Annotated in this window: 21 protein-coding genes; 11 read left to right on the top strand and 10 right to left on the bottom strand. The window is 75.0% G+C overall.

All coding sequences use genetic code 11. From position 1 onward, the window contains the following. Positions 1-43: 43 nt before the first annotated feature. Entirely contained in the window at positions 44-1033 is a 990-nt protein-coding gene (locus ACQFYA_RS06280) for a malate dehydrogenase (RefSeq protein ID WP_499122273.1), read from the bottom strand. 279 nt (positions 1034-1312) lie between these two features. Here ACQFYA_RS06280 and ACQFYA_RS06275 point away from each other — a divergent pair, with 279 nt between their 5' ends. Continuing rightward, positions 1313-2362 carry an aquaporin gene (locus ACQFYA_RS06275; RefSeq protein ID WP_499122272.1) on the top strand — a complete coding sequence of 350 codons (1050 nt, stop codon included), beginning with the start codon at positions 1313-1315 and terminating at the stop codon, positions 2360-2362. A gap of 102 nt (positions 2363-2464) precedes the next feature. On the opposite strand, the gene ACQFYA_RS06270 is transcribed toward ACQFYA_RS06275, so the two are convergent. After that, positions 2465-2818: a DUF3017 domain-containing protein gene (locus ACQFYA_RS06270; RefSeq protein WP_499122270.1), complete on the bottom strand. Its 354-nt coding sequence runs from the start codon at positions 2816-2818 to the stop codon at positions 2465-2467. Between the two features lie 39 nt (positions 2819-2857). On the opposite strand from ACQFYA_RS06270, the gene ACQFYA_RS06265 reads away from it, so the two are divergent. Next, the gene (locus ACQFYA_RS06265; RefSeq protein ID WP_499122269.1) at positions 2858-4153 is read left to right on the top strand and encodes an NAD(P)/FAD-dependent oxidoreductase; all 1296 of its coding nucleotides are present in this window, start codon (positions 2858-2860) and stop codon (positions 4151-4153) included. An 86-nt stretch (positions 4154-4239) separates the two neighbouring features. Here ACQFYA_RS06265 and purH read toward each other — a convergent pair whose 3' ends face one another. Continuing rightward, positions 4240-5874 carry a bifunctional phosphoribosylaminoimidazolecarboxamide formyltransferase/IMP cyclohydrolase gene (gene purH, locus ACQFYA_RS06260; protein ID WP_499122267.1) on the bottom strand — a complete coding sequence of 545 codons (1635 nt, stop codon included), beginning with the start codon at positions 5872-5874 and terminating at the stop codon, positions 4240-4242. A 162-nt stretch (positions 5875-6036) separates the two neighbouring features. Next, positions 6037-6588, bottom strand: coding sequence for a TetR family transcriptional regulator (locus tag ACQFYA_RS06255; RefSeq protein ID WP_499122266.1), 552 nt, complete (start codon positions 6586-6588; stop codon positions 6037-6039). A 66-nt stretch (positions 6589-6654) separates the two neighbouring features. Between ACQFYA_RS06255 and ACQFYA_RS06250 the strand changes: the two genes are divergently transcribed. Further along, positions 6655-7674, top strand: coding sequence for an SDR family NAD(P)-dependent oxidoreductase (locus ACQFYA_RS06250; RefSeq protein WP_499122264.1), 1020 nt, complete (start codon positions 6655-6657; stop codon positions 7672-7674). A gap of 76 nt (positions 7675-7750) precedes the next feature. Here ACQFYA_RS06250 and ACQFYA_RS06245 read toward each other — a convergent pair whose 3' ends face one another. Next, positions 7751-9064 (bottom strand): MFS transporter, encoded by a 1314-nt coding sequence (locus ACQFYA_RS06245; protein ID WP_499122263.1) that lies wholly within the window; start codon positions 9062-9064, stop codon positions 7751-7753. Positions 9065-9147: 83 nt separating this feature from the next. On the opposite strand from ACQFYA_RS06245, the gene ACQFYA_RS06240 reads away from it, so the two are divergent. Beyond that, entirely contained in the window at positions 9148-9750 is a 603-nt protein-coding gene (locus ACQFYA_RS06240; protein WP_499122262.1) for an ArsR/SmtB family transcription factor, read from the top strand. A gap of 8 nt (positions 9751-9758) precedes the next feature. Here the strand turns inward: ACQFYA_RS06240 and purN are convergent, their stop codons facing one another. The 4 genes from purN to sucC form a co-directional block, all read right to left on the bottom strand. After that, on the bottom strand, positions 9759-10415 hold the full coding sequence (gene purN / locus ACQFYA_RS06235; protein ID WP_499122260.1) for a phosphoribosylglycinamide formyltransferase: 657 nt from the start codon (positions 10413-10415) through the stop codon (positions 9759-9761). Positions 10416-10436: 21 nt separating this feature from the next. After that, positions 10437-11693 carry a cell division protein PerM gene (locus ACQFYA_RS06230; RefSeq protein ID WP_499122259.1) on the bottom strand — a complete coding sequence of 419 codons (1257 nt, stop codon included), beginning with the start codon at positions 11691-11693 and terminating at the stop codon, positions 10437-10439. Between the two features lie 114 nt (positions 11694-11807). Beyond that, on the bottom strand, positions 11808-12704 hold the full coding sequence (gene sucD / locus ACQFYA_RS06225; protein ID WP_499122258.1) for a succinate--CoA ligase subunit alpha: 897 nt from the start codon (positions 12702-12704) through the stop codon (positions 11808-11810). Positions 12705-12740: 36 nt separating this feature from the next. Continuing rightward, positions 12741-13910 carry an ADP-forming succinate--CoA ligase subunit beta gene (sucC, locus tag ACQFYA_RS06220; RefSeq protein WP_499122257.1) on the bottom strand — a complete coding sequence of 390 codons (1170 nt, stop codon included), beginning with the start codon at positions 13908-13910 and terminating at the stop codon, positions 12741-12743. 226 nt (positions 13911-14136) lie between these two features. On the opposite strand from sucC, the gene ACQFYA_RS06215 reads away from it, so the two are divergent. The 7 genes from ACQFYA_RS06215 (at position 14137) to ACQFYA_RS06185 (ending at position 22938) form a co-directional block, all read left to right on the top strand. Beyond that, positions 14137-14346 carry an RNA polymerase subunit sigma-70 gene (locus ACQFYA_RS06215; protein ID WP_499122256.1) on the top strand — a complete coding sequence of 70 codons (210 nt, stop codon included), beginning with the start codon at positions 14137-14139 and terminating at the stop codon, positions 14344-14346. Beyond that, on the top strand, positions 14346-14900 hold the full coding sequence (locus ACQFYA_RS06210; RefSeq protein ID WP_499122255.1) for a Clp protease N-terminal domain-containing protein: 555 nt from the start codon (positions 14346-14348) through the stop codon (positions 14898-14900). The genes ACQFYA_RS06215 and ACQFYA_RS06210 overlap by 1 nt, the downstream gene beginning before the upstream one ends. Positions 14901-15208: 308 nt before the next feature. Then, positions 15209-16885, top strand: a complete 1677-nt coding sequence (gene kdpA / locus ACQFYA_RS06205) for a potassium-transporting ATPase subunit KdpA (RefSeq protein WP_499122254.1) — start codon at positions 15209-15211, stop codon at positions 16883-16885. After that, on the top strand, positions 16882-19047 hold the full coding sequence (gene kdpB, locus ACQFYA_RS06200; RefSeq protein ID WP_499122253.1) for a potassium-transporting ATPase subunit KdpB: 2166 nt from the start codon (positions 16882-16884) through the stop codon (positions 19045-19047). Before kdpA ends, kdpB begins: the two co-directional genes overlap by 4 nt. Positions 19048-19070: 23 nt before the next feature. After that, entirely contained in the window at positions 19071-19667 is a 597-nt protein-coding gene (gene kdpC, locus ACQFYA_RS06195) for a potassium-transporting ATPase subunit KdpC (protein WP_499122252.1), read from the top strand. A 14-nt stretch (positions 19668-19681) separates the two neighbouring features. Next, positions 19682-22246 carry a DUF4118 domain-containing protein gene (locus ACQFYA_RS06190; RefSeq protein ID WP_499122250.1) on the top strand — a complete coding sequence of 855 codons (2565 nt, stop codon included), beginning with the start codon at positions 19682-19684 and terminating at the stop codon, positions 22244-22246. After that, complete coding sequence (locus ACQFYA_RS06185; RefSeq protein WP_499122249.1) at positions 22243-22938, top strand: response regulator; 696 nt, start codon at positions 22243-22245, stop codon at positions 22936-22938. The genes ACQFYA_RS06190 and ACQFYA_RS06185 overlap by 4 nt, the downstream gene beginning before the upstream one ends. Here ACQFYA_RS06185 and ACQFYA_RS06180 read toward each other — a convergent pair. Continuing rightward, positions 22920-23510: an ASCH domain-containing protein gene (locus ACQFYA_RS06180; protein ID WP_499122247.1), complete on the bottom strand. Its 591-nt coding sequence runs from the start codon at positions 23508-23510 to the stop codon at positions 22920-22922. The genes ACQFYA_RS06185 and ACQFYA_RS06180 overlap by 19 nt on opposite strands. Positions 23511-23525 lie beyond the last annotated feature (15 nt).

Below are 23525 nucleotides of genomic sequence, written 5' to 3'. Positions count from 1 at the left end.
GGCATCGTCGTCCGGGCTCGGTCAGTTCACGGTCACCGCACGGTCAGATCAGGCCCAGCGCGCGCACCGCGTCGCGCTCCTCCGAGAGCTCCGCCACGCTGGCCGAGATGCGGGCCTGGGAGAACTCGTCGAGCTCCAGCCCCTCGACGACCTCCCACGCACCGCCCGACGACGTCACCGGGAACGACGACACGAGGCCCTCGGGCACGCCGTACTGGCCGGTCGACCACAGCCCTGCGCTGGTCCAGTCGCCCTCGGGCGTGCCGAGCACCCAGTCGCGGGTGTGGTCGATCGCCGCGTTCGCCGCGGACGCCGCGGACGACGCCCCGCGCGCCTCGATGATCGCCGCGCCCCGCTTGGCCACGGTCGGGATGAAGTCGTCCTCGAGCCAGAGCTTGTCGTCGTGCGCGTACGTGGCGCCCGGCGTGCCGGCCACGTCCGCCTGGAAGACGTCCGGGTACTGGCTCGCCGAGTGGTTGCCCCAGATCGTGACGCGGCGCACCTGCGAGACGGGGACGTCGGCCCGGCGCGCCAGCTGCGACAGCGCACGGTTGTGGTCGAGGCGCGTCATGGCCGTGAACCGGTCCTTCGGCACGTCGGGCGCGTTCGACGCGGCGATGAGCGCGTTCGTGTTGGCCGGGTTGCCCACCACCAGCACGCGCACGTCGTCGGCCGCGCCGGCGTTGATCGCCCGGCCCTGCGGCCCGAAGATGCCGCCGTTGGCCTCCAGCAGGTCGGCGCGCTCCATGCCGGGGCCGCGCGGGCGCGCCCCCACCAGCAGGGCGACGTTGGTGCCGGCGAAGCCCTGCACCGGGTCGTCGTGGATGTCGATCCCGTCGAGCAGCGGGAACGCGCAGTCGTCGAGCTCCATCGCGGTGCCCTCGGCGGCCTTCACCGCCTGCGGGATCTCCAGCAGCCGCAGCCGCACGGGGGTGTCGGGGCCGAGCATCGCGCCCGACGCGATCCGGAAGAGCAGCGCGTACCCGATCTGGCCCGCCGCCCCGGTGACGGTGACGTTCACTGGTGTGGTCATGCCCCTACTCTGGCGCAGCCGGGCGCCGCGGTCGACCGCCACCCCACGGGGTGTCGGCACGGGCTCCCGACCGGCGCGCCGCCGTCGTGGCAGAGCGCGACCTGCGGCGACGCGCGGTACGGTGCGAAAAGCGCCACCGTCGGCCCGCGCTCAGCAACCGTTCAGACCGCGGTGGAAGCATGCCCGCGCAGCCGGCCGCGAGGCCGGTCACGCACGACCAGCCCTTCCTCCCGGAGGGGCACACCGAGACGCCCGTCTCCCGAGCAGAGAAGGACCCTCATGTCCCAGGACATCACCGCAAGGAGCGGTACGGCTGCGGTCGACGTCGATGCGGCGCCCGACATCCCCGCGCACGGCCTGTTCGCCCGCCTCGCCGCCGAGGCGTTCGGCACGTTCGTGCTCGTGCTCGGGATCGTGGGCACCGCGACGTTCAACGCGGCCAACAACGGCCAGATCCTGCCCGTCGCCCTCGCGGGCGGCATCCTCGTGATGGCGGCGATCGCCGCTGTCGGCGGGGTGTCGGGCGGGCACTTCAACCCCGCGGTCACCCTCGGGCTCACGCTCGCGGGCCGCGCGACCTGGCGCGACCTCGTCCCGTACTGGCTCGCCCAGCTGGTCGGCGGCACCGCCGCGGCCGCCGTGATGTTCTCCATCATCCCGAGCGGCTACCCGTCGCTCGTGGGTGCGGAGGACAAGGCCGGCGTCTTCGCCGGCACCGCCAACGGCTTCGGCAGTCACTCCCCGCTGGCGGCGCTCACCGCGCAGTCCGGAGCCCCGGCCGAGTTCTCGCTGTGGTCCGCGCTGCTCGTCGAGGTGGTCGTCACGGCCGTCTTCGTCGGCGTCATCCTCGCGGTGACGAGCAAGCGCTCCACGATCACGTTCGCCCCGGCCGTCATCGGCCTGGCGCTCGGCGCGCTGATCATCGTCGCCTGGCCGGTCACGAACGCGTCCCTCAACCCGGCGCGGTCGTTCGCCTCGGCGGTGCTCGCCGGTGGCTGGACCTGGGGCCAGCTGTGGCTGTTCGTCGTCGGGCCGCTGCTGGGCGCGGCGCTCGCCGCCCTGTTCTACCGGGCGTTCGCACCGGTGCCCGCGTTCGTCCAGGCCGAGGTCGGCTCGGCGGCCGGCGACACCCTCGGCGCCGGCGACACCTTCGGTGCCGGCGCGGCCGGTGACACCCGGGTTGCCCGCGCGGAGCACGACGTCGTCGACGACGGTGCCCTCTCGGAGGCCCCTGCCGCCGAGGCCGGGGACGAGACGCCGGCGACGGCGACCGAGCCCCACGACGCGGGCGAGCCCGGCGAGCCGAAGGGCGACGCACCGCGCGCCTGACGTCACCGTCGCTCACGCACGAGGGCCGGCACCCGCGGGGTGCCGGCCCTCGTCGCGTCCGCCCGGTCTGCCGCGGCCTCTCCGCCGCTCCGCCGCGGAGCCTCAGCTCAGGCCGGGCGCGGTGAGCGCCAGCACCCCGATGACGACCGCCGCGGACCAGCACAGGACCACGTCGAAGCCGCGGCTTCGCACGACGAGCCCGACCGGGCCGGTGGCCGACGTGGCGCGCCAGGTGCCGGCGACGGCCAGCGTGAGCGCGATCGTCCCGGTCCCGATGCGGGCGTCGACCAGCACGCCCAGCACGACGGCGAGGACGATCCCCGCCAGCATGGTGACGATGGCCCGTTCCGGACCGGGGGCGGAGCGCGGCGGCCCGTCGGGCTCGGCCTCGACGGAGTGCCACGAGGGCGCGGGCTCACGCCCTCCGGGAGGGTCGGGCAGGGCACGGGGTTCCACGGCAGCCGAGCCTACCGCCGCAGGGTTAGCGTGAGCACCGTGCCCGATGCCGCCTCCGCCGCCACGCCCCGCCCGACCTCCGTCACCTCGCCGCTCCCCCGGTCCGTCGTCGTCGTGGGCGCGGGCCTCGCGGGGGCGCAGACGGTCGCCGCGCTGCGCGCGCACGGTTTCGACGGGCGGGTCACGCTGCTCGGCGCGGAGGGCGTGCCCCCGTACGACCGGCCGCCGCTGTCCAAGGAGCTGCTGACCCGCCCGGAGCCCGTGTGGCTGAGCGACGATCTCGGCGTCGATGTCCTGGCCCTGGCCGACGACGTGCGCCTGGCGGAGCCCGCCGAGCACCTGGACCTGCGCCCGGACGGCGTGGCCGTCACGACGGGCCGCGGTCGGGTCGAGGCGGACGCCGTCGTGCTCGCGGTGGGATCGGTGCCCGTGGTGCCGACGGGCTTCGCCGCGTCGTCCCTGCTGCACACCGCCGCCGACGCCCACCGCCTGCGGTCCGCGCTGCGCCCCGGGCTGCGCCTGGTGATCGTGGGCGCGGGCTGGATCGGCGCCGAGCTGGCGGGCGTGGCGGCGGGCGCAGGGGTCGACGTCACCGTGCTGGAGGCCGCCGACGCCCCGCTGTCGCGGCAGCTCGGCCGGGAGGTCGGCGCGCACCTCTCGGGCTGGTACGCCGACGCGGGGGTGCGCCTGCGCACCGGCGCGGCCGTGGCCGCCGTCGAGGAGGCCGGCGTGCGCCTGGCCGACGGCGAGCACCTGCCCGCGGACCTCGTGCTCACGGCGGTGGGCGCCCGCCCGGCGTCGGCCTGGCTCGCCGGCACCCTGCCGCTGGACCCGCGGGGTGCGCTCGTGGTGGACGCCGACGGGCGCGTGCCGGGCCACCCGGGCGTCTGGGCGGTGGGCGACGTCGCGTCGCGCGCCCACCCCGTCTTCGGCACCGTGCCCGGCGGGCACTGGTCGGCCGCGCTGCACGACCCGGACGCCACCGTGCGCGCGATGCTCGGCGTCGAGGGCGGCGCGGCGCACGCGCCCTACGTGTTCTCCCAGCAGCTCGGCCACGACCTCGCGCTGCTGGGCCTGCCCGCCATCGCAGGGCCCGGCGCCTCCCCCGTGGTGCTGCGCGGCACCCCCGGGAAGGGCCCCTGGGCGGCGCTCTACCTCGACCCGGGAACCGCCACGCACGACGGCGTCGCCACCGTGCGCGCCGTGCTCCTGGTCGACTCCCCGCGCGACGTCGGGGGCGTGCGGCGCCTCATGAGCCGCGCCGAGCCGCTGCGCCTCGACCTCGCCCGCGCCACCGACCCCGCCGTCCGGCTGAAGACCGCCGTCGCCCCCTGACACGACGCCGGGTCGAGCCTGTCGCCGGTCGAGCCTGTCGAGACCACCTCGGGTCTCGACAGGCTCGACCAGCGGTGCGGACCCGCTCAGTGCGCGAAGTGGCGCGTCCCGGTGAGGTACATCGTGACGCCCGCGGCCTGGGCGGCCTCGATGACCTCGGCGTCGCGGATGGACCCGCCGGGCTGGACGACGGCGCGCACGCCGGCGTCGAGCAGCACCTGCAGGCCGTCGGCGAACGGGAAGAACGCGTCGGACGCCGCGACGGCGCCGCGCGCCCGCTCGACCGGGCCGGACTCGCCGTCCGCGAGCGTGTTGGCACGCTCGACGGAGAGGCGGCAGGAGTCGACGCGGTTGACCTGGCCCATGCCGATGCCGACGGCGGCGCCGTCCGCGGCGAGCAGGATCGCGTTGGACTTCGCGGCCCGCACGGCCTTCCACGCGAAGGCGAGGTCGGCGAGCGTGGCCTCGTCCGCGGCGTCGCCGGCGGCGAGCGTCCAGGACGTGGGGTCGTCTCCCTCGGCCTGGAAGCGGTCGACCTCCTGCACGAGCATGCCGCCGGAGATCGGCCGGTTCTCGGCCACGGCCCGCGGCGGGGTGTCCACCACGAGCAGGCGCACGTTCTTCTTCTTCTGCAGGATCTCCAGCGCCTCGGGCTCGAAGCCCGGGGCGACGACGACCTCGGTGAAGATCGGCGCGATGCTCTCGGCCGCGGCCTTCGTGATCACGCGGTTCGCGGCGATGACGCCGCCGTACGCGGAGACCGGGTCGGTGGCGTGCGCACGGGCGTGCGCCTGCGCGACGTCCTCCCCGACGGCGATGCCGCACGGGTTGGCGTGCTTGATCACCGCGACGGCCGGCTCGGTGTGGTCGTGTGCGGCGCGCCAGGCGGCGTCGGCGTCGACGTAGTTGTTGTAGCTCATCGCCTTGCCGTGCAGCTGGGCGGCCTGGGCGAGGCCGGAGGAGCCGTCGGACCGCGCGAAGAGCGCCGCGCGCTGGTGCGGGTTCTCGCCGTAGCGCAGCACGGCCGCGCGCTCGAACGTGGCGCCCGCGACGTCGGGCATGTGGGACTCGAGCGCGACCTCGTCGGGCGCGTACGCGCTCGCGAACCAGGAGGAGACCGCGACGTCGTACTGCGCGGTGTGCGCGAACGCGGCGGCCGCGAGGCGCTTACGCTGCGCGAACGTGAAGCCGCCGCCCTGCACGGCCGCGGTGACGTCGTCGTACCGCGCCGGGTCGACGACGACGGCGACGCTCGGGTGGTTCTTCGCCGCGGCGCGGACCATCGACGGCCCGCCGATGTCGATCTGCTCGACGACCTCGTCGGGCCCGGCCCCGGACGCCACGGTGGCGGCGAACGGGTACAGGTTCACGACCACGAGCTCGAACGTCTCGATGCCGAGGTCGGCGAGCTGGGCGAGGTGGTCGGCCTTGCGGGTGTCCGCCAGGATCCCGGCGTGCACGCGCGGGTGCAGCGTCTTGACGCGCCCCTCGAGGCACTCGGGGAAGCCGGTGAGCTCCTCGACGCGGGTCACGGGGACGCCGGCGTCGGCGATCCTCGCGGCGGTGGAGCCGGTCGAGACGAGCTCGACGCCGGCGGCGTGCAGGGCCGTGGCGAGCTCGGTCAGGCCGGTCTTGTCGTAGACGCTGAGCAGCGCGCGCTTGACGGCGCGCTGGGCGTCGTCGGCGAGCTGGACGTCGGGGGCGGACGGTGCTGAGGACATGTGTCGTCTCCTCGGTGCGGGGTTCTCGCGGAAAGACCCTCGCACCCAGGCGGGCGGCGCGCATGGCGGCCGGTCGTGCGGACCGGGCGGCCGCTCCCCGGTGGTGACCCACCCTCGCCAGTCACGGCCGCGGCCGAGTCTATCGAATGCCGCCCGGCGGAGTCACGGCAGCGCGACCCGCATCCCGAGCAGCCGCCAGGCGTGCACGGCGGCGGGCACGCGCTCGGGCGCGGGTCTGCGGGTGAGTGCGCCGGCCACCAGCTCGACGCCCAGCATGACGTCGGCGACCGTCGTCCCGGGCGGCACGTCGCCCGCGTCCAGGGCGTCGCCGAGGTGCGCGGCGAGCGCCGCCTCCACCCGCTCGCGCAGCTCCAGCATCCGGCCGGGCCTGTCGACGACGAGCAGGTCCACGACGGCCACGGACTCGACCGCGTGCCGCGTGGTGGCACCGAGCAGTTCGGCCAGGGTCGTGCCGTCGTCCGCCGCCGCGGCCTCGAGGGCGTCGACGTTCTCCTCCACGACGGCGGCGACGAGGGAGAGCCGGTCCGGGAAGTGTCGGTAGAGGCTGCCCTGCCCGACGCCGGCGCGCCGTGCGACGGAGCTCAGCGGGGCGGCGGTGCCGGACTCAGCGAAGACGGCGTGCGCCGCCTCCAGGAGGGCCGCACGGTTGCGGGCGGCGGCCGCGGGGCCGGGGTTGTTCCGGGTGGTGGGCACCGCGCTAGGGTACCAACCGGACATCATTGTCCGGTTGTTTGTGAGCCCCTCACCAAGGAGATCAGCATGGCCCTGTCCGCATCCTCGTCCGTCGGCGCATGGCTCGACCACCCCGTCGGAGGTCGCATCCTCGCCGGCATCCTCGAGCAGGCCGGCGCGTCGGCCGAGGCGCTCGCGCCCGCGCGCAACCTCCCGCTCGAGCAGCTCGTCAGCCTGTCGAACGGCCAGTTCCCGGCGGAGATGGTCGACGGCCTGGTCACGGCGTACCGGGAGCAGGCGCCCGACGACGAGCCCGACGGCGCGGACGACGACGCACCCGTCGCGCAGCCGTGGGCCGAGCGGATCACCCCGGGCCGGTTCGCGGGCCAGACCGTGATCGTCACCGGCGCCGCCTCCGGCATCGGCCGGGCCGTGGCCTCCCGCGTGGCCCGCGAGGGCGGCCGCGTGGTCGCCGTCGACCTCGCGAAGGAGAAGCTGGACGAGCTCGCAGCGTCCCTGCCGGGCGCCGAGGTCGTCGCCGTCGCGGGCGACATCACGTCGGCCGCGTCGGTCGAGGCGATCGTCCGCGCGGCGGGCGGCCGGGTCGACGCGCTGGCGAACGTCGCCGGGATCATGGACGACATGAGCGCGGTGCACGAGATGACCGACGCCGTCTGGGAGCGCGTGCTGCGCGTCAACCTGGACGGGACCATGCGCCTCATGCGCGCCGTCGTGCCCGGGATGCTCGCGGCGAAGGACGGCCGGATCGTCAACATCGCCTCCGAGGCCGCCCTGCGCGGCTCCGCGGCCGGCGCCGCCTACACGGCGTCCAAGCACGCGGTGATCGGGCTGACCAAGTCCTCCGCGGTGATGTACGCGGGCACCGGTGTCACCGTGAACGCCGTCGCCCCGGGCGGCGTCGCGACCGGCCTGCGCCCCGGCCAGGCCGAGTTCGGAGCCCCGCGGATCGGGAAGTACATGAGCAACCTCCCCGGCGTCGCGACGGCCGAGCACCTCGCCGCGTCGATCACGTTCCTGCTGTCGCGCGACGCGGTGAACCTCAACGGCGCCGTCCTCGCCTCCGACGGCGGCTGGTCCGCCGTCTGACCCGCCCACGCCCGCGAGCTGTCAGGGCCAGGGCGAGGTATCGCGCGTCCTGGCCCTGACAACTCGTGAGAGCGAGCTACTCGGCGGGCATCGGGAGGGCGTCGTCGGCCCAGGTGTCCGGCGTTCCCACCCGCCACAGCGGCCGTACCAGGGCGAGCCCGACGACGGTCGCCGCGAGCAGCGCCACGAGGGTCCACAGCACGACCCCGATGCCGCCGACGTCGAGCAGCGTGCCACCGACCAGCGGAGCCAGCGGAGCCGCCGCCACCCCGCTGAGCCCGCCCACCGAGGCGAGCCGGCCCTGCATCTCCCCCGGCGTGATCGCCGCCATGTAGCCGGCCATCGCCGAGTTCACCGTCGGGACCAGGAGAACGCCCACGGCGATGAGGATGACGTAGCCGAGGTACGTCTGCACCAGGGCCATCACCACGAACGCGGCGACGAGCAGCCCGAGCGCGAGCACGGTGACGACGCCGAGCCGCAACCGCTTGACGAGCGCCGGCGCGAGCACCGCGCCGAGGAGCAGAGAGCCCGTCGCGGCCGTGCTGAAGACGCCGATGAGCACGGGCCGGGTCCCCGTGCGCGCGAGCTCCAGGTTGATGCCGATCATCATGCCGCTCAGCGCGACGTTGACCACGACGAACAGCCCCAAGCACGCGCGGAACAGCGGGATCGACCAGACGAACCGGAGCCCCTGCCTCAGCGCGACCAGCGGCCGGGTCGCGCGCTGTGTGGAGACGTCGCCGTTGAGGGGCTGCCGCACCAGGAAGGCGCACACCGCGGTGACGGCCTCCCCCACGACCGCCCCGACCATCGGGAGCACGTGCGCGATGCCGTAGAGCGCGCCGCCCAGCGGGCCGCCGAGCATGCCCGCGACGGCGTCCCGCCCCTGCGCGGCGGCGTAGGCGGTCGGGAGCTGCGGCTGCGGGACGACGGCGCGGAACGCGCCGCTGATGGCCGGGTCGAGGAACGCGGTGGCGACCGCCGCCCCGAACAGCACCGCGGCGAGGTGCCACGCGGTCAGCCCGCCGAGGACCCCCGCGACGACGACCGTCGCCCACAGCAGGGCCGCGACGCTCGCGGCGACGACCACGAGGCGGCGCCGGTCCGTGCGGTCGGCGACGACGCCGGCAGGCAGCGCGGCGAGCAGTGCGCCGGTCTGCCCCACCGCGGCCACCACGCCCGCAGCGGTCGGCGAGCCCGTGAGCTGCAGCGCCAGCAGGGGGACGGCGAACTTCGTGACGCTGCCGCCCAGCGACTGGGTGGTGAGCCCGGACATGAGCAGCATGTACGGCCGGTTGCGGCGCAGGGGCACCGGCACGGTCGTGGTGTCGACAGGGAGGGTCTCGCTCACGGGGAGCGGCTCGGCGGCCGCCGTGGTCCGGGTCATGGGGACGACGCTAGTCCCGCAACTTCGGTTGCGCAATAGTCATTGCGCATGTGGTGTTGCGGGACCTTGCTAGGCTCGCAGGCGTGCTGGAGACGATGGACATCACCGAACCGGAAGCGCTCCGCGCCATCGCGAACCCCGTCCGGCAGCGGATCCTCATGCAGCTCGCGGTCGTCGGGCACGCGCGCGCGGCAGACCTGGCCGAGGCGATCGGGCAGCCCGCCAACTCGGTGAGCTTCCACCTCAGGGTGCTCGCCAAGGCCGGGATGATCACCGAGGCGCCCGAGCACGCGCGCGACAAGCGCGACCGCGTGTGGACCAACGTCGCGACGAGCTACAACGTGAAGCCCAGCGCCGGGGGCGCCGCCGAGCTCATCCTGCGCCCGACGATCGAGTGGCTCTCGGAGGTGTTCGCGCACGGCGACCACGAGTCGACGCGGGACGCCGGCCGGACCTTCATGCTCACCACGATGCTGCTCACCCGCGACGAGGGGAAAGAGCTCGTGCACGAGCTCTCGGATCTCCTCAACCGCTGGTCGGACCGCAGCGTGGCCGCGGCGCGCGACGCCGGCGACGACACGGGTCGTGACGCCCGAGAGGTGTATCAGGTGCTGACGGCCGTCGCGCCGCGCGACGACCCCCGCGGCGACGCGGACCGGTCGGCGCAGGAGTCAGCGAAGGGCTGAGCCTCGCGTCAGCCGATGACGGCCGTGCGGCCGTCGACGCGCAGCCCCTCGCGCGCGACGCGGCCGACGGTCTCGACGACCAGAGCGCGCTCGGCGACCTTGATCCGCTCGTGCAGCGCGGTCTCGTCGTCGCCGTCGAGCACGGGCACGGTGGCCTGCGCGAGGATCGGCCCGGTGTCGACGCCGGCGTCCACGACGTGCACGGTGCAGCCGGTGACCTTCACGCCGTACGCGAGGGCGTCGCGCACGCCGTGCGCGCCCGGGAACGACGGCAGCAGCGCGGGGTGGGTGTTGACGACGCGGCCCGCGAACCGCTCGACGAACGTCTCCGCCAGGATGCGCATGAACCCGGCGAGCACCACGTAGTCCGGCCGGAAGACGGCGACGGCCTCGGCGATCCCGACGTTCCACGCCGGGCGGTCGTCGAAGTCCCGGGGGGCGACCACGACGGACGCGACGCCGGCGTCGCGGGCCAGGTCGAGCGCCCCCGCGTCGGGCTTGTCCGAGACGACGCCGACGACGCGGGCGCCGTACGCGGGGTCGTCGTGCGCCGCGAGCAGCGCCGCGAGGTTGGAGCCCCCGCCGGAGGCCAGCACGACGAGCCGGGCCTGGGCCGTCCCCTGGGAGGACGTGGACGCGACGGGGTGGCCGGACGGGGTCTGCACGACGGACACCCTACTCGGGCGCTAGCCGCGCCGGAGTCGCTCACCGACCTCCAGGTACGCCCACGCGAGCGCGGCCGCCGCGCCCACGCCGACCTCGACGGCCACGACGACGCCGGTCAGCAGGGGGTCCGCGCCGACCTGCGCCAGGCGGCCGGCGCCGACCGCTCCCCCGGCCCACCACTGCAGCAGTCCCGTGACGACGCCCGCCAGGAGCACCACGCCCCCGAGCACCTGGGCGAGGTCGGGCCACCGCACGCGGTCGGGGTCCAGCCGGCGCCACGCGAACCAGCCGGCGAGCAGCCCGCAGGCCACGACCGCCAGCGGCCCGGCCACCGTCGCCGTGGTGCCCGACCAGTCCGGGCCCGGCAGCGCGCCCAGCAGGGGCACCGCCGGCAGCGGGCCGGTGGTGGTCCCGCCGGGCGCGAACTCGGTGCCCTGCCCGACGGCGAACCCCGTGCCGGCCATCCAGGAGGTCGCCCAGAGCACGAGGTTGGGCAGCAGCGCGAGCTGCGCGACCGCGAAGACGACGCCGCCGATCCACCCGGGGTCGAGGCCCGTGACCACGTCCTCCGACGTCGCCCGCCCGGCCACCACCCACACCAGGGTGAGCGCGCCACCGAGGCCCGCGAGCGCGACGAGGGCGACGGTGCCCGCCTGCATCCCGAGCCGCACGACGTCGGGGACGGCCCGGTCGAGCAGCCCGCCCGGTGTCACGACGGCCGGCCGGTCCGGCGGCACCAGGATGCCGAGGGCCGCGCCCGCGCCGCCCACGACGAGCCCGCCGAGCGCCGCCAGCGCGAGCCGCGGGCCCGCGGCGGCGAGCCCGTCGCCGCCCGCCACCCCGGCCGTGGCCGCCGCCAGCGCGCAGGTCACGACGGCGTAGGTCGCGGCCGCGCCCACCCAGGCGGCGAGCGTGGGCAGCGTCGAGCGCTTGACGGACACGTAGGTGGTGAAGACGGCGAGCACGGCGATCCCGAGCGGCACGAGCGTGATCACCCCCGCGCCGGCGGCCATCGGCACACCGTGGCCCAGCAGCCAGAGCGCCGTGGCGGTGCCGACGGCACCGGTCCACGCGGAGTCCGGCGACCCGCCGAGCGCGCCGACCACGGCCAGCAGCACCACCACCGCGCCGGACAGGACGACGCCCTGCACGGCCGCGAACGCGCCCGAGGTCGCGGCGGCGAACCGCTCGCTGCCGCGCCCGAGGCCACGCCCGGGCGCGTCACCCTCGACGGTCCGGGCGGTACGGGTGGGGCGGGTTCCGGGCGGTGCACTCACGCGCCCATCGTCACCCGGCGCGGCAGCGGTGCCCCGCAGACACGACGACGCCGGTCGAGCCTGTCGAAACCGCGGCGGGTTTCGACAGGCTCGACCGGCGAACCGACGGATGTGTCAGAGCGCCTGCAGGATCTCCCGCATGAGCTCGGCCGTCTCGGACGGCGTCTTGCCGACCTTGACGCCCACGGCCTCGAGGGCCTCCTTCTTGGCCTGCGCGGTGCCGGCGGAGCCGGAGACGATGGCGCCGGCGTGGCCCATCGTCTTGCCCTCGGGGGCGGTGAAGCCCGCGACGTAGCCCACGACCGGCTTGGTCACGTGCTCGGCGATGTAGGCCGCGGCACGCTCCTCGGCGTCGCCGCCGATCTCGCCGATCATGACGATCGCCTTGGTCTCCGGGTCGTTCTCGAAGGCCTCGAGCGCGTCGATGTGCGTGGTGCCGATGACCGGGTCGCCGCCGATGCCGATGGCGGTGGAGAACCCGAGGTCCTTCAGCTCGTACATCATCTGGTAGGTCAGGGTGCCCGACTTCGACACGAGGCCGATCGGGCCCTTCCCGGTGATGGTGTGCGGCGTGATGCCGGCGAGCGACTCGCCCGGCGTGATGACGCCCGGGCAGTTCGGCCCGATCATGCGGGTCTTCTTGCCCTGCAGGTAGGCGAAGACCTCCGCCGAGTCCTGCACCGGGACGCCCTCGGTGATGACGACGATGAGCGGCATCTCGGCGTCGACGGCCTCGATGGCGGCGTCCTTGGTGAACGCCGGGGGCACGAACAGGACCGACACGTTCGCGCCGGTCTCCGCCATGGCCTCCTTGACGGTGCCGAAGACGGGGAGGGTGACGTCGTTGCCCTCGTGGTCCTTGTGGGTCACCGTGGTGCCGGCCTTGCGGGCGTTGACGCCGCCCACGATCTGCGCGCCGGAGTCGAGCATCAGGGCGGTGTGCTTGGCACCCATCCCGCCGGTGATGCCCTGGACGATGATCTTCGAGTCGGAGTTCAGGTAGATCGACATGGTGTTCTCGTCAGCTTTCGAAGTCGTCGCGCGCGGTCAGAGGTGGGCCAGCTCGGCTGCCTTGGCGGCGCCGCCGTCCATGGTCTCGGCCAGGGTGACGAGCGGGTGGTTCGCCTCGCGCAGGATCGCGCGGCCGAGCTCCACGTTGTTGCCGTCGAGGCGCACGACCAGCGGCTTGGTGGCCTCGTCGCCGAGGATCTCCAGCGCGCCGACGATGCCCTTCGCGACCTCGTCGCAGGCGGTGATGCCGCCGAAGACGTTGACGAACACGCTCTTGACCTGCGGGTCGTTGAGGATGACGTCGAGGCCGTTCGCCATCACCGTGGCGTTCGCGCCACCGCCGATGTCGAGGAAGTTGGCGGGCTTGACGCCGCCGTGCTCCGCGCCGGCGTAGGCGACGACGTCGAGCGTGCTCATCACGAGGCCCGCGCCGTTGCCGATGATGCCGACCTCGCCGTCGAGCTTGACGTAGTTGAGGCCGTTCTCCTTGGCCTTGGCCTCCAGCGGGTCGGCCGCGGCCTTGTCCTCGAGCGCCTCGTGGTCCGGGTGGCGGACCTCGGAGGCGTTCTCGTCCAGGGTGACCTTGCCGTCGAGGGCGACGATCGCGCCGTCCTCGGTGCGGACCAGCGGGTTCACCTCGACCAGGGTGGCGTCCTCGGCCGTGAAGACGGTCCAGAGCTTCCGGATGACGTCCGCGACGGGGGCCTTGAGCTCCTCGGCGAAGTTCGCCGCGTCGACGATCTCGCGGGCCTTGGCCTCGTCGATGCCGACGATCGGGTCGACGGCGACGCGGGCGAGCGCCTCCGGGCGCTCGACGGCGAGCTGCTCGATCTCCATGCCGCCCTCGACGGAGCACATGGCGAGGTAGTTGCGGTTCGCGCGGTCCAGCAGGACGGAGAAGTAGAACTCCTCGGCGATCTTGGCGCCCTGCGCGATCATCACGCGGTGGACCGTGTGGCCCTTGATGTCCATCCCGAGGATCTCGGTGGCCTTCTCCTCGGCCTCGGCCGGCGAGTGGGCCAGCTTGACGCCGCCGGCCTTGCCGCGGCCACCGGTCTTCACCTGGGCCTTGACGACGACGGTCCCGCCGCCGAGCTTCTCTGCACCTGCGCGAGCCTCTTCGGGCGTCGTCGCGACGACGCCGCCGAGCACGGGCACGCCGTGCTTCTCGAAGATGTCGCGAGCCTGGTATTCGAACAGGTCCACCCTGCTGCGTCCTTCCATCGGTGGTGCCCCTGGGTCGGCAGAGGCCGGCACGAACGGATGTCTCGACATCAAGACATCCCCGGACAGGGTAGTCCGACCCGCACCGCGGCGGCGACGTCCCCCCGGAGAACGCCCGCTCACCGTGACCGATCCCACACCGTGGCGGCCAGAGTCCTCGCGTCAACCCGGGTTGACAATCGAGGAGTCGTCAACCATGGTTGACGGCATGACGGAACAGACGCTCGTCGGCGCGGCCGCCGGCGACGACCCCGGCGAGGGCCTGCGGGCCGTGCGCGCCCTGCGCGACCTGGCGGACCGCCTCGAGACGCTCCAGGTGGAGCGGGCCCGCGACCTCGGCTGGTCGTGGCAGGAGGTCGCGGACTCCCTCGGCGTGAGCAGGCAGGCGGTCCACAAGAAGCACGGCAGGAGGATCTGATGTTCGAGAAGTTCACCAAGGAAGCACGGGCGGCGGTCGTCGAGGCCCAGCAGGTCGCGCGCGAGACCCGCTCGGCCACGATCGACACGCGGCACCTGCTGGCCGCGCTCGTCGGCGCCCCCGGCCCGGCCGCGGACGCCCTGCGCGCCGCCGGCCTCGACCCCGACGACGTCGTCGCCCGCGCCCGGCGCACCATCGCGGCCGGCGAGCCGCTCGACGCCGGCGCCCTGGCCGCCGTCGGCGTCGACCTCGACGAGATCCGCCGGCGCACGGACGAGGTGTTCGGCGCGGGGGCGCTCGACCGCGCCGGCGCCCGCGGGCCACGGCGGGGCAAGCACGTCCCGTTCACCGACGACGCCAAGAAGTCCCTCGAGCTCGCCCTGCGCGAGGCCGTGCGCCTCAAGGACAGGGGGATCGACGGCGGGCACCTGCTGCTCGGCGTGCTGCGCGCGGACTGCCCCGGCTGCCGCGTGCTGGCCGACGCCGCGAGCGCCGCAAACACCGACGTCGCGGCCGTGCGGGTCGCGGCCGAGCGGGCGGCGCGGGCCGCCTGACCTCCCGCGGCACCCGCGCCCGGCCCGCTGACGACGACCGTCGTCAGCGGGCCGTCAACGTTCCCGGCGGGCCCGTCAAGAAGGCGTCAAGGCCCCCGTCAGCCCTGGTCACCGGGGACTAGACCGGGACGCATGAGCGATCTCGTCTACGTCGTGCTCACCGTGGCGTTCTTCGCCGCGGTGGCCCTCGCCACCCGTCGGAGGTCCGCGTGACCCTCCTCGACCTCGTCTTCCTCGGGCTGATGGTGGCGACCCTCGGCTACCTCCTCGTCGCGATGCTGCGCGACGGCCGGGAGGGTTGACCCGCGATGCCCGTCACCACCACCACCGTCCTGGCCGCCGTCGGCCAGCTCCTCCTGCTGCTGGCGATGCTGGCCGCGGCGCACGCCCCGCTGGGCGCGTACCTGGCGCGCGTCTACTCCTCGCCGCGGCACACCCGGTTCGAGCGCGGCTGGTACCGCACCGTGCGTGTGGACCCCGACGCGCAGCAGCACTGGCGCACCTACCTGGTGTCCGTGCTCGGCTTCTCCCTCGCCTCCGTGCTATTCCTCTACGCGCTCGGGCGGCTGCAGGCGCACCTGCCCTGGAACCTCGGCTTCACGGGCCTCGACCCGGCCGGCGCCTGGAACACCGCCGTGAGCTTCACGACCAACACCAACTGGCAGTGGTACTCCGGCGAGGCGGCCGCGGGGCATCTGCTGCAGATGGCCGGCTTCGCCGTGCAGAACTTCGTCTCCGCGGCCGTCGGCATGTCCGCCGCGATCGCCCTGGTGCGCGGCTTCGCCCGCTCCGGCACGGACGCCCGGATCGGGAACTTCTGGACGGACCTGACCCGGTCCGTCGTGCGGGTGCTGCTGCCGATCTCCGTGGTGGCCGCCCTCGTGCTGATCGCGAACGGCGTGATCCAGAACCTCGACCCGCACACCGCCGTCACCACCCTCGACGGCGGCACGCAGCACCTGCTGGGCGGGCCGGTCGCGTCCCAGGAGGCCATCAAGGAGCTCGGCACCAACGGCGGCGGGTTCTTCAACGCGAACTCGGCGCACCCGCTGGAGAACCCGAACCCCTGGACGAACCTGCTCGAGATCTTCCTCCTCCTGCTGATCCCGACCGCGCTCCCCCGCGCCTTCGGCATCATGGTCGGCGACCGCCGGCAGGGCTGGGCGATCCTCGGCGCCATGGTCGGGCTGCTGCTCGTCGCGATCGCCCTGACCACGTGGGCCGAGCTCGCCGGCACCGGCACCGCCCCGCAGCTCGCCGGCGCGGCCACCGAGGGCAAGGAGACGCGGTTCGGCCTGGCCGGGAGCGCCCTGTTCGGGGCCGCGACCACGGGCACGTCCACCGGCGCCGTCAACGCCATGCACGACTCGTTCACCGCGCCCGGCGGCGGCGTCGTCCTGTTCACCATGCTCCTGGGCGAGATCGCGCCCGGCGGGGTGGGCTCCGGCCTGTACGGGATGCTCGTCCTCGCGATCGTCGCGGTGTTCGTCGCCGGCCTCATGGTGGGCCGCACGCCCGAGTACCTCGGCAAGAAGATCGGCCGCGGCGAGATGACCCTGGTCGCGCTGTACGTGCTCACGACCCCGGCGATCGTGCTGGTCGGCACGGCCCTGGCCGTGTCCGTGCAACCCGGCCTCGCGGGCGTCCAGGAGCCCGGCCCCCACGGGCTGTCCGAGGTGCTGTACGCGTTCGCGTCGGCCGGCAACAACAACGGGTCGGCGTTCGCCGGCCTCACGTCCGGCACGCCGTTCTACGACACGGCGCTCGGCCTGGCGATGCTCGCCGGGCGGTTCGTGCCCATCGCCCTGGTCCTCGCGCTCGCGGGGCGGCTCGCGTCCCAGCGCACGGTCCCGGCGTCGGCCGGCACGCTGCCCACCCACCAGCCCCTCTTCGTGGGCCTGGTCGCGACCGTCGCGCTCGTCGTCGTCGGCCTCACCTTCGTCCCTGTCCTGTCCCTCGGTCCCGTCGCGGAGTCCCTGTCATGACCAGCACCACCGTCCAGCCCGTCGACGCCCCCATGGCCGACGACCCGCAGCCGCCCCGCCGCGTCCGCCCCGGCCGCGCCCTCACCGGGGCGCAGGTGCGGGCCGCGCTGCCCGGCGCCGTGCGCGGCATGGACCCGCGCGCCCTGTGGCGCACGCCCGTGCTGCTCGTCGTCGAGGTGGGGGCCGCCCTCACGACCGTCCTCGCCGTCGCGCACCCCAGCGTCTTCGCATGGGTCGTCACCGCCTGGCTGTGGGCGACCGTGCTGTTCGCGACCCTCGCCGAGGCGATCGCGGAGGCGCGCGGTCGGGCGCAGGCGTCGAGCCTGCGGGCCACCCAGCAGCAGACGACCGCCCGCAAGGTGCTCGCGCCGCAGGACACGCTCGCCACGAACACCGGCCTCGCGGCCCTGCCGACCGTCGAGGTCCCGTCGGCCGACCTGTCCGTGGGCGACGTCGTCGTCGTGGCCGCCGGCGGGACGATCCCCGGCGACGGGGACGTGATCGCGGGCGTGGCGTCCGTGGACGAGTCCGCGATCACCGGCGAGTCCGCGCCGGTGATCCGCGAGTCCGGCGGCGACCGCTGCGCCGTCACCGGCGGCACGGTGGTGCTGTCCGACCAGGTGGTCGTGCGCATCACCACCCCGCCGGGGCACACGTTCGTCGACCGCATGATCGCGCTCGTCGAGGGCAGCGAGCGCCGGCGCACCCCGAACGAGGTGGCGCTCAACCTGCTGCTCACGTCGCTGACCGCGGTGTTCGTGCTGGCGGTGGCCACGCTGCAGCCGTTCGCGGTCTACTCCGGCTCCCGCCAGGACGTGCTCGTGCTCGTGGCGCTGCTCGTGTGCCTCATCCCCACGACGATCGGCGCCCTGCTGTCCGCCATCGGGATCGCGGGCATGGACCGGCTGGTGCAGCGCAACGTGCTCGCCATGTCCGGGCGGGCGGTCGAGGCCGCCGGGGACGTGGACGTGCTGCTGCTCGACAAGACCGGCACCATCACCTACGGCAACCGGCGGGCGACGGCGGTGCTGCCGGTCGACGGCGTCGCCGGGCCGGAGCTGGCGGCCGCGGCGCGGCTCGCCTCGCTCGCGGACGAGACCCCCGAGGGGCGCAGCATCGTCGAGCTGGTCGACGAGCGGTACGGGACGGGCGGCGACGGCCACGCGCTGCCGGACGGCGCGGAGCTGGTGCCGTTCACCGCGCAGACCCGCATGTCGGGCGTCGACCTGCCGGCGGGTCTCGACCCGCTCGACCAGCGGAGGATCCGCAAGGGCGCCGCGTCCGCCGTGCAGCGCTGGGCGCACAGCACCGGGGCCCGCCTCACCGACGCGCAGGCCGCGCGGCTCGCGGACCACGTGGACGTCGTGTCCCGCTCGGGCGGCACGCCGCTGGTGGTCGCGGAGCAGGTGGGCGACGGCCCGGCCCGGGTGCTGGGCGTCGTGCAGCTGAAGGACGTCGTCAAGCAGGGCATCCGCGAGCGGTTCGACGAGCTGCGCGCCATGGGCATCCGCACCGTGATGGTGACCGGCGACAACGCTGTCACCGCCCGCGCCATCGGCGACGAGGCGGGGGTCGACGAGGTCCTCGCGGAGGCCACGCCCGAGGACAAGCTGGCGCTCATCCGGCGCGAGCAGGAGGGCGGGCGGCTCGTCGCGATGGCGGGCGACGGCACGAACGACGCCCCGGCCCTCGCGCAGTCGGACGTGGGCGTCGCGATGGCGTCCGGCACCTCCGCGGCCAAGGAGGCGGGGAACATGGTGGACCTCGACTCCGACCCCACCAAGCTCATCGAGATCGTGCAGATCGGCAAGCAGCTGCTCATCACCCGCGGGGCGCTCACCACGTTCTCGGTGGCCAACGACGTCGCGAAGTACTTCGCGATCCTGCCGGCGATGTTCTCGGGCCTGTTCCCCGGCCTGGCCGTGCTCGACGTCATGCGCCTCGGCTCGCCGCAGTCCGCGATCGTCTCGGCCGTCGTCTTCAACGCCCTGATCATCCTGCTGCTCGTGCCGCTCGCGCTCCGCGGGGTGCGCTACCGGCCCTCGTCCGCGTCCGCGCTGCTGCGCCGGAACCTGTGGGTATACGGCGCCGGCGGGCTCGTCGCCCCGTTCGTCGGCATCAAGCTCATCGACCTCGTCGTCTCCCTGATCCCCGGCCTCTGACGCCGGAACGCTGGAGGAACACCGTGAATCTCGTCCGTTCGTCGCTCGCCGGGCTGCGCTTGCTGCTCGCGTTCACCCTGCTGCTCGGGGTCGCCTATCCGCTCGCCGTCACCGGCGCCGGCCAGGCCCTGTTCGGCTGGCAGGCCGACGGCTCGCTGGTGCGCGCCGACGGCAGCCACACCCGCGACCGCTCCGAGGCCGTCGGCTCCGCGCTCGTGGGGCAGCAGTTCACCGGCGACGAGTGGTTCCACCCCCGCCCGTCGGCGGCCGGAGACGGCTACGACACGCTCGCGTCGGGCGGCTCCAACCTCGGCCCGGAGAGCCCCGACCTCGTGGCCGCGATCGACGACCGCCGCGCGCAGGTCGCCGCGACCGAGGGCGTCGACCCGGCCGACGTGCCCGCGGACGCCGTCACGGCCTCCGGCTCGGGGCTCGACCCCGACGTCTCCCCCGCGTACGCGGCGATCCAGGTCGAGCGCGTCGCGGCGGCCCGCGGCCTGGACCCCGCCCGCGTGCGCGAGCTCGTGGCCGAGCACACCCGCGGCCGCACCCTCGGCGTCCTCGGCGACCCCGGCGTCGACGTCCTCGCCCTCAACCAGGCCCTCGTCCGGCTGTCGTGACGCACAATGCCGCTATGACGACGCCGGACCCGACGCGCGCGGAGGGTCCCGCGCATGCCCCGCGCCGGGGCAGGCTCACGGTCTACCTCGGCGCCGCGCCCGGCGTCGGCAAGACGTTCGCGATGCTCGACGAGGCGGAGCGCCGTCGCCTGCGCGGCACCGACGTCGTCGTCGGGCTCGTCGAGACCCACGGCCGCGCCGGGACCGCCGCCAAGGTCGGCGACCTCGAGGTCGTCCCCCGCAAGGACGTCACCTACCGGGGCACCACCCTCACCGAGCTCGACGTCGACGCCGTGCTGCGGCGCGCCCCCGAGGTGGCGCTCGTCGACGAGCTGGCGCACACCAACGCCCCCGGCTCGCGGCACGCCCAGCGCTGGCAGGACGTGCACGACCTGCTCGACGCCGGGATCGACGTTGTCACGACGGTCAACGTGCAGCACCTCGCGTCCCTCACGGACGACGTCGAGGCCGTCACGGGGGTGCGTCAGCGGGAGACCGTGCCGGACCAGGTGGTGCGCGACGCCGACCAGATCCAGCTCGTCGACCTGTCGCCGCAGCAGCTGCGGCGCCGGCTGGCGCACGGGAACGTGTACCGGCCCGAGCAGGTCGACGCGTCGCTGCGGCAGTACTTCCGCGAGGGCAACCTCACCGCGCTGCGCGAGCTGGCGCTCCTGTGGCTCGCGGACCGCGTCGACGACGCGCTCACGCGCTACCGCGCCGACCACGGCATCGGCAGCCGGTGGCCCGCGCGGGAACGGATCGTCGTCGCCGTCACCGGCGGGGCGGAGAGCGAGACCCTGCTGCGCCGCGGCGCCCGCATCGCCCAGCGGGCCGCGGGCGCCGAGCTGCTGGCCGTGCACGTGCTGGCCACCGACGGGCTGCCGTCCGCGCCGCCGGCCGCGATCGCCGGGCAGCGCGCCCTGGTCGAGGCGCTCGACGGCACGTTCCACACGGTGGTCGGCGAGGACGTCCCGTCCGCCGTGGTCGACTTCGCGCACGGCGTGAACGCGACCATGATCGTGGTCGGGGTGTCGCGCCACTCGCGCTGGCGCCAGGCCCTGCTCGGGTCGTCCAGCAGCGAGATCGCGCGCCTGTCGGGCAGCACGGACGTGCACCTGGTCGCGCACGCGGAGGCCCGGTCCGGGGTGCGGCTCCGGTCCCGGTCGCCGCTGTCCCGCGCCCGGCGGGTCGCGGGCTGGCTGGCCGTGCCCGTGGTGCCGGCACTGCTCACCGGCCTGTTCCTGCTGCTCGGCCGGCACGCGGTCGCCCTGACCACGGAGATGATGCTGTTCCTCGCCGGCGTCGTGGCCGTGGCCCTCGTCGGCGGCCTGTGGCCGGCGGTCGCCGCGGCCGTCGTGTCGTTCGTGTGCCTCAACTGGTTCTTCACGCCGCCCACGGGGATGCTCACGGTCGCCGACCCGGAGAACGTGCTCGCCCTGGCCGTGTTCGTGCTGGTGGCGGCGGCGGTCGCGTCCGTCGTGGACCTCGCCGCCCGCCGCACCGTGCAGGCGTACCGCGCCCGCGCGGAGGCGTCCACGCTCGCCGCGCTGTCGCGGTCGGTGCTCTCGGGCGAGGACACTGCGCAGGCGATCGTGCAGCGCCTCGCCCTCACGTTCGGGCTCGACGACGTGCAGCTCGAGGCGCGCGCGGACGAGCGCTCCGCCTGGTCGTCCGTCGCCCACGCCGGACGGTCGGCCGCCGCCGGCGCCCACCCCGCCGAGACCACCGAGGTGCGGGTGGACGACACGCACCGCCTCGTCCTCGTCGGGCGTGCCCTGCCCGCGAGCGACCGGCAGGCCGTCGAGGCGTTCGGCAGCCAGGCCGCGATCGTCCTGGAGCACCACCGGCTGCGCGAGCAGGCGGCCGCGGCCCGGGAGCTCGAGCACGCCGAGGCCACCCGCACCGCCCTCCTGGCCGCCGTCTCGCACGACCTGCGCACCCCGCTCACCGCCATCCGCACCGCCGTGGACGGCCTCGCCTCCCCCGACGTCGAGCTGGACCGCGACGACACCGACGCGCTCACGGCGACCATCCAGGAGTCCACGCGGCGGCTCGAGCGGCTCATCGACAACCTCCTCGACCTGTCCCGCCTGCAGACCGGCTCGGTGCGCCCCGTGCTGCGCCCCACGTCGTTGGAGGAGGTCGTGCTCGTCGCGGTCGAGCCGTGGCTGGGGCACCTCGAGCTGGACGTGCCCGAGGACCTCCCCCTCGTGCGCACCGACGGCGGACTGCTGGAGCGGGTCGTGGCGAACCTGGTCTCGAACGCCGTGCGACACTCGCCGGGCGGCGCGCGGGTGCGCGTCGCGGCGTCCAGCACGCCCGACGACGTGGAGGTCCGGGTGGTCGACGCCGGGCCGGGGGTCCCGGACGACCGGAAGGGGACCATGTTCCAGCCGTTCCAGCGCCTCGACGACGCCGGCACCGGCCTGGGCCTCGGGCTCGCCGTGGCCGACGGCCTCGCCCGCGCCGTCGGCGCGACCGTCACCGCCGAGGACACCCCCGGCGGCGGCCTGACGATGATCGTGACCGCGCCGGTCGTCACCGCGCCCACCGCCCCGACGCCGGGGGCCGCCCGATGAGCGCCGGCGCCGGGAACCGCGTGCTGGTCGTCGACGACGACGCCGGCCTGGCCCGCGCCCTCGCGATCAACCTGCGCGCGCACGGCTGGGACGTGACCGTGGCCGGCACCGGGACGGCCGCCCTCGACGCCGCGTCGGCCGCGCACCCCGACGTCGTCGTGCTCGACCTCGGGCTGCCCGACGTCTCCGGCCTCGAGGTCATCGCGGGCATCCGCGGCTGGTCGGCGGTGCCGATCGTGGTGCTGTCCGCGCGCCAGCTCGGGGAGGACAAGGTGGACGCCCTCGACGCGGGCGCCGACGACTACGTGACCAAGCCGTTCGCGATGAACGAGCTGCTGGCCCGGCTGCGCGCCGCCGTCCGCCGGGCGCAGCCCGTCGACGCGTCGTCCGACCCGGTCGTCACGGCCGGACGGCTGCGCATCGACCTCGCCCGCCGCGTCGTCGAGCGCGACGGCGCCGAGGTGCGCCTCACCCCCACGGAGTGGTCGCTGCTCGAGGTGCTGGTGCGCCACCGCGGCCGGATGGTGGGGCGCAAGCAGCTGCTGCAGGACGTCTGGGGCCCCGGGTACGACACGGAGACGAACTACCTGCGCGTGTACACGGCGCAGCTGCGGCGCAAGCTCGAGGACGACCCCGGCGCACCGCGCCACCTGATCACGCACCCGGGCGCGGGCTACCGGTTCGAGGTCTGATCCGTCGCCGCCAGGTACGCGCGACCGCGCGGCGACAGGCGGTAGCCGACGTCGAGGCTCTCCGTGAGCCCCAGCTCCTTCAGGCGCCGCACCCGGACCTTGAACGCGTCGCGCTCCGTCCCCAGCCCCTCGGCGAGGGTCCGCGCGACGACGGCGGGCCGTGCCGCGACGAGCTCCAGGTACGCGCGGGTCCACGGCTCGGGCGCCGCGCGGTCCATCCGCGCCAGCCGCGCGCCGATCGCGTCGACGGCCGCCGCGTCCAGGTCGTCCTCCGCGCGCAGCGCGACGCGCGGGTCCGGGCCCGCGAGCCGCAGGCCCACGCGGTACAGGTCGCCCTCGCCCCGCTTCTCGATCCACGCCCGCGCGGCCTCCCCGGAGCGGAACCCGGCGAGGCGGGCGTCGGCGTCGTCGACGGCCGCCAGGGGGACCGCGTCCACGGCCGTCACCTCGACGACGCCCACGCGCGTGCGCATCGTCGACCCCGGGCGCACCCGCACCACGGACCACCGGCGGTACGTGTGGTCGACCGTCCCGTCGGCGAGCCCGCGCAGCGTCCTCGCGTCGAGCAGCACACCGTCACGATGCCA

Origin of the sequence: Promicromonospora sp. Marseille-Q5078 (assembly GCF_050315395.1) — a bacterium.
In the GTDB taxonomy this organism is placed as follows: domain Bacteria; phylum Actinomycetota; class Actinomycetes; order Actinomycetales; family Cellulomonadaceae; genus Isoptericola.
Note: the sequence above shows the minus strand (reverse complement) of the source record. Positions and strands in the feature narration are given on the sequence as shown.

Coding starts and splice junctions, on each gene's coding strand:
- ACQFYA_RS06185 (WP_499122249.1), top strand. CDS start 22,243: ATGAGCGCCGGCGCCGGGAACCGCGTGCTGGTCGTCGACGACGACGCC.
- purH (WP_499122267.1), bottom strand. CDS start 5,874: ATGTCCTCAGCACCGTCCGCCCCCGACGTCCAGCTCGCCGACGACGCC.
- ACQFYA_RS06250 (WP_499122264.1), top strand. CDS start 6,655: ATGGCCCTGTCCGCATCCTCGTCCGTCGGCGCATGGCTCGACCACCCC.
- ACQFYA_RS06210 (WP_499122255.1), top strand. CDS start 14,346: ATGTTCGAGAAGTTCACCAAGGAAGCACGGGCGGCGGTCGTCGAGGCC.
- ACQFYA_RS06280 (WP_499122273.1), bottom strand. CDS start 1,033: ATGACCACACCAGTGAACGTCACCGTCACCGGGGCGGCGGGCCAGATC.
- ACQFYA_RS06245 (WP_499122263.1), bottom strand. CDS start 9,064: ATGACCCGGACCACGGCGGCCGCCGAGCCGCTCCCCGTGAGCGAGACC.
- ACQFYA_RS06275 (WP_499122272.1), top strand. CDS start 1,313: ATGTCCCAGGACATCACCGCAAGGAGCGGTACGGCTGCGGTCGACGTC.
- ACQFYA_RS06190 (WP_499122250.1), top strand. CDS start 19,682: ATGACGACGCCGGACCCGACGCGCGCGGAGGGTCCCGCGCATGCCCCG.
- kdpA (WP_499122254.1), top strand. CDS start 15,209: ATGCCCGTCACCACCACCACCGTCCTGGCCGCCGTCGGCCAGCTCCTC.
- ACQFYA_RS06215 (WP_499122256.1), top strand. CDS start 14,137: ATGACGGAACAGACGCTCGTCGGCGCGGCCGCCGGCGACGACCCCGGC.
- sucD (WP_499122258.1), bottom strand. CDS start 12,704: ATGTCGATCTACCTGAACTCCGACTCGAAGATCATCGTCCAGGGCATC.
- kdpB (WP_499122253.1), top strand. CDS start 16,882: ATGACCAGCACCACCGTCCAGCCCGTCGACGCCCCCATGGCCGACGAC.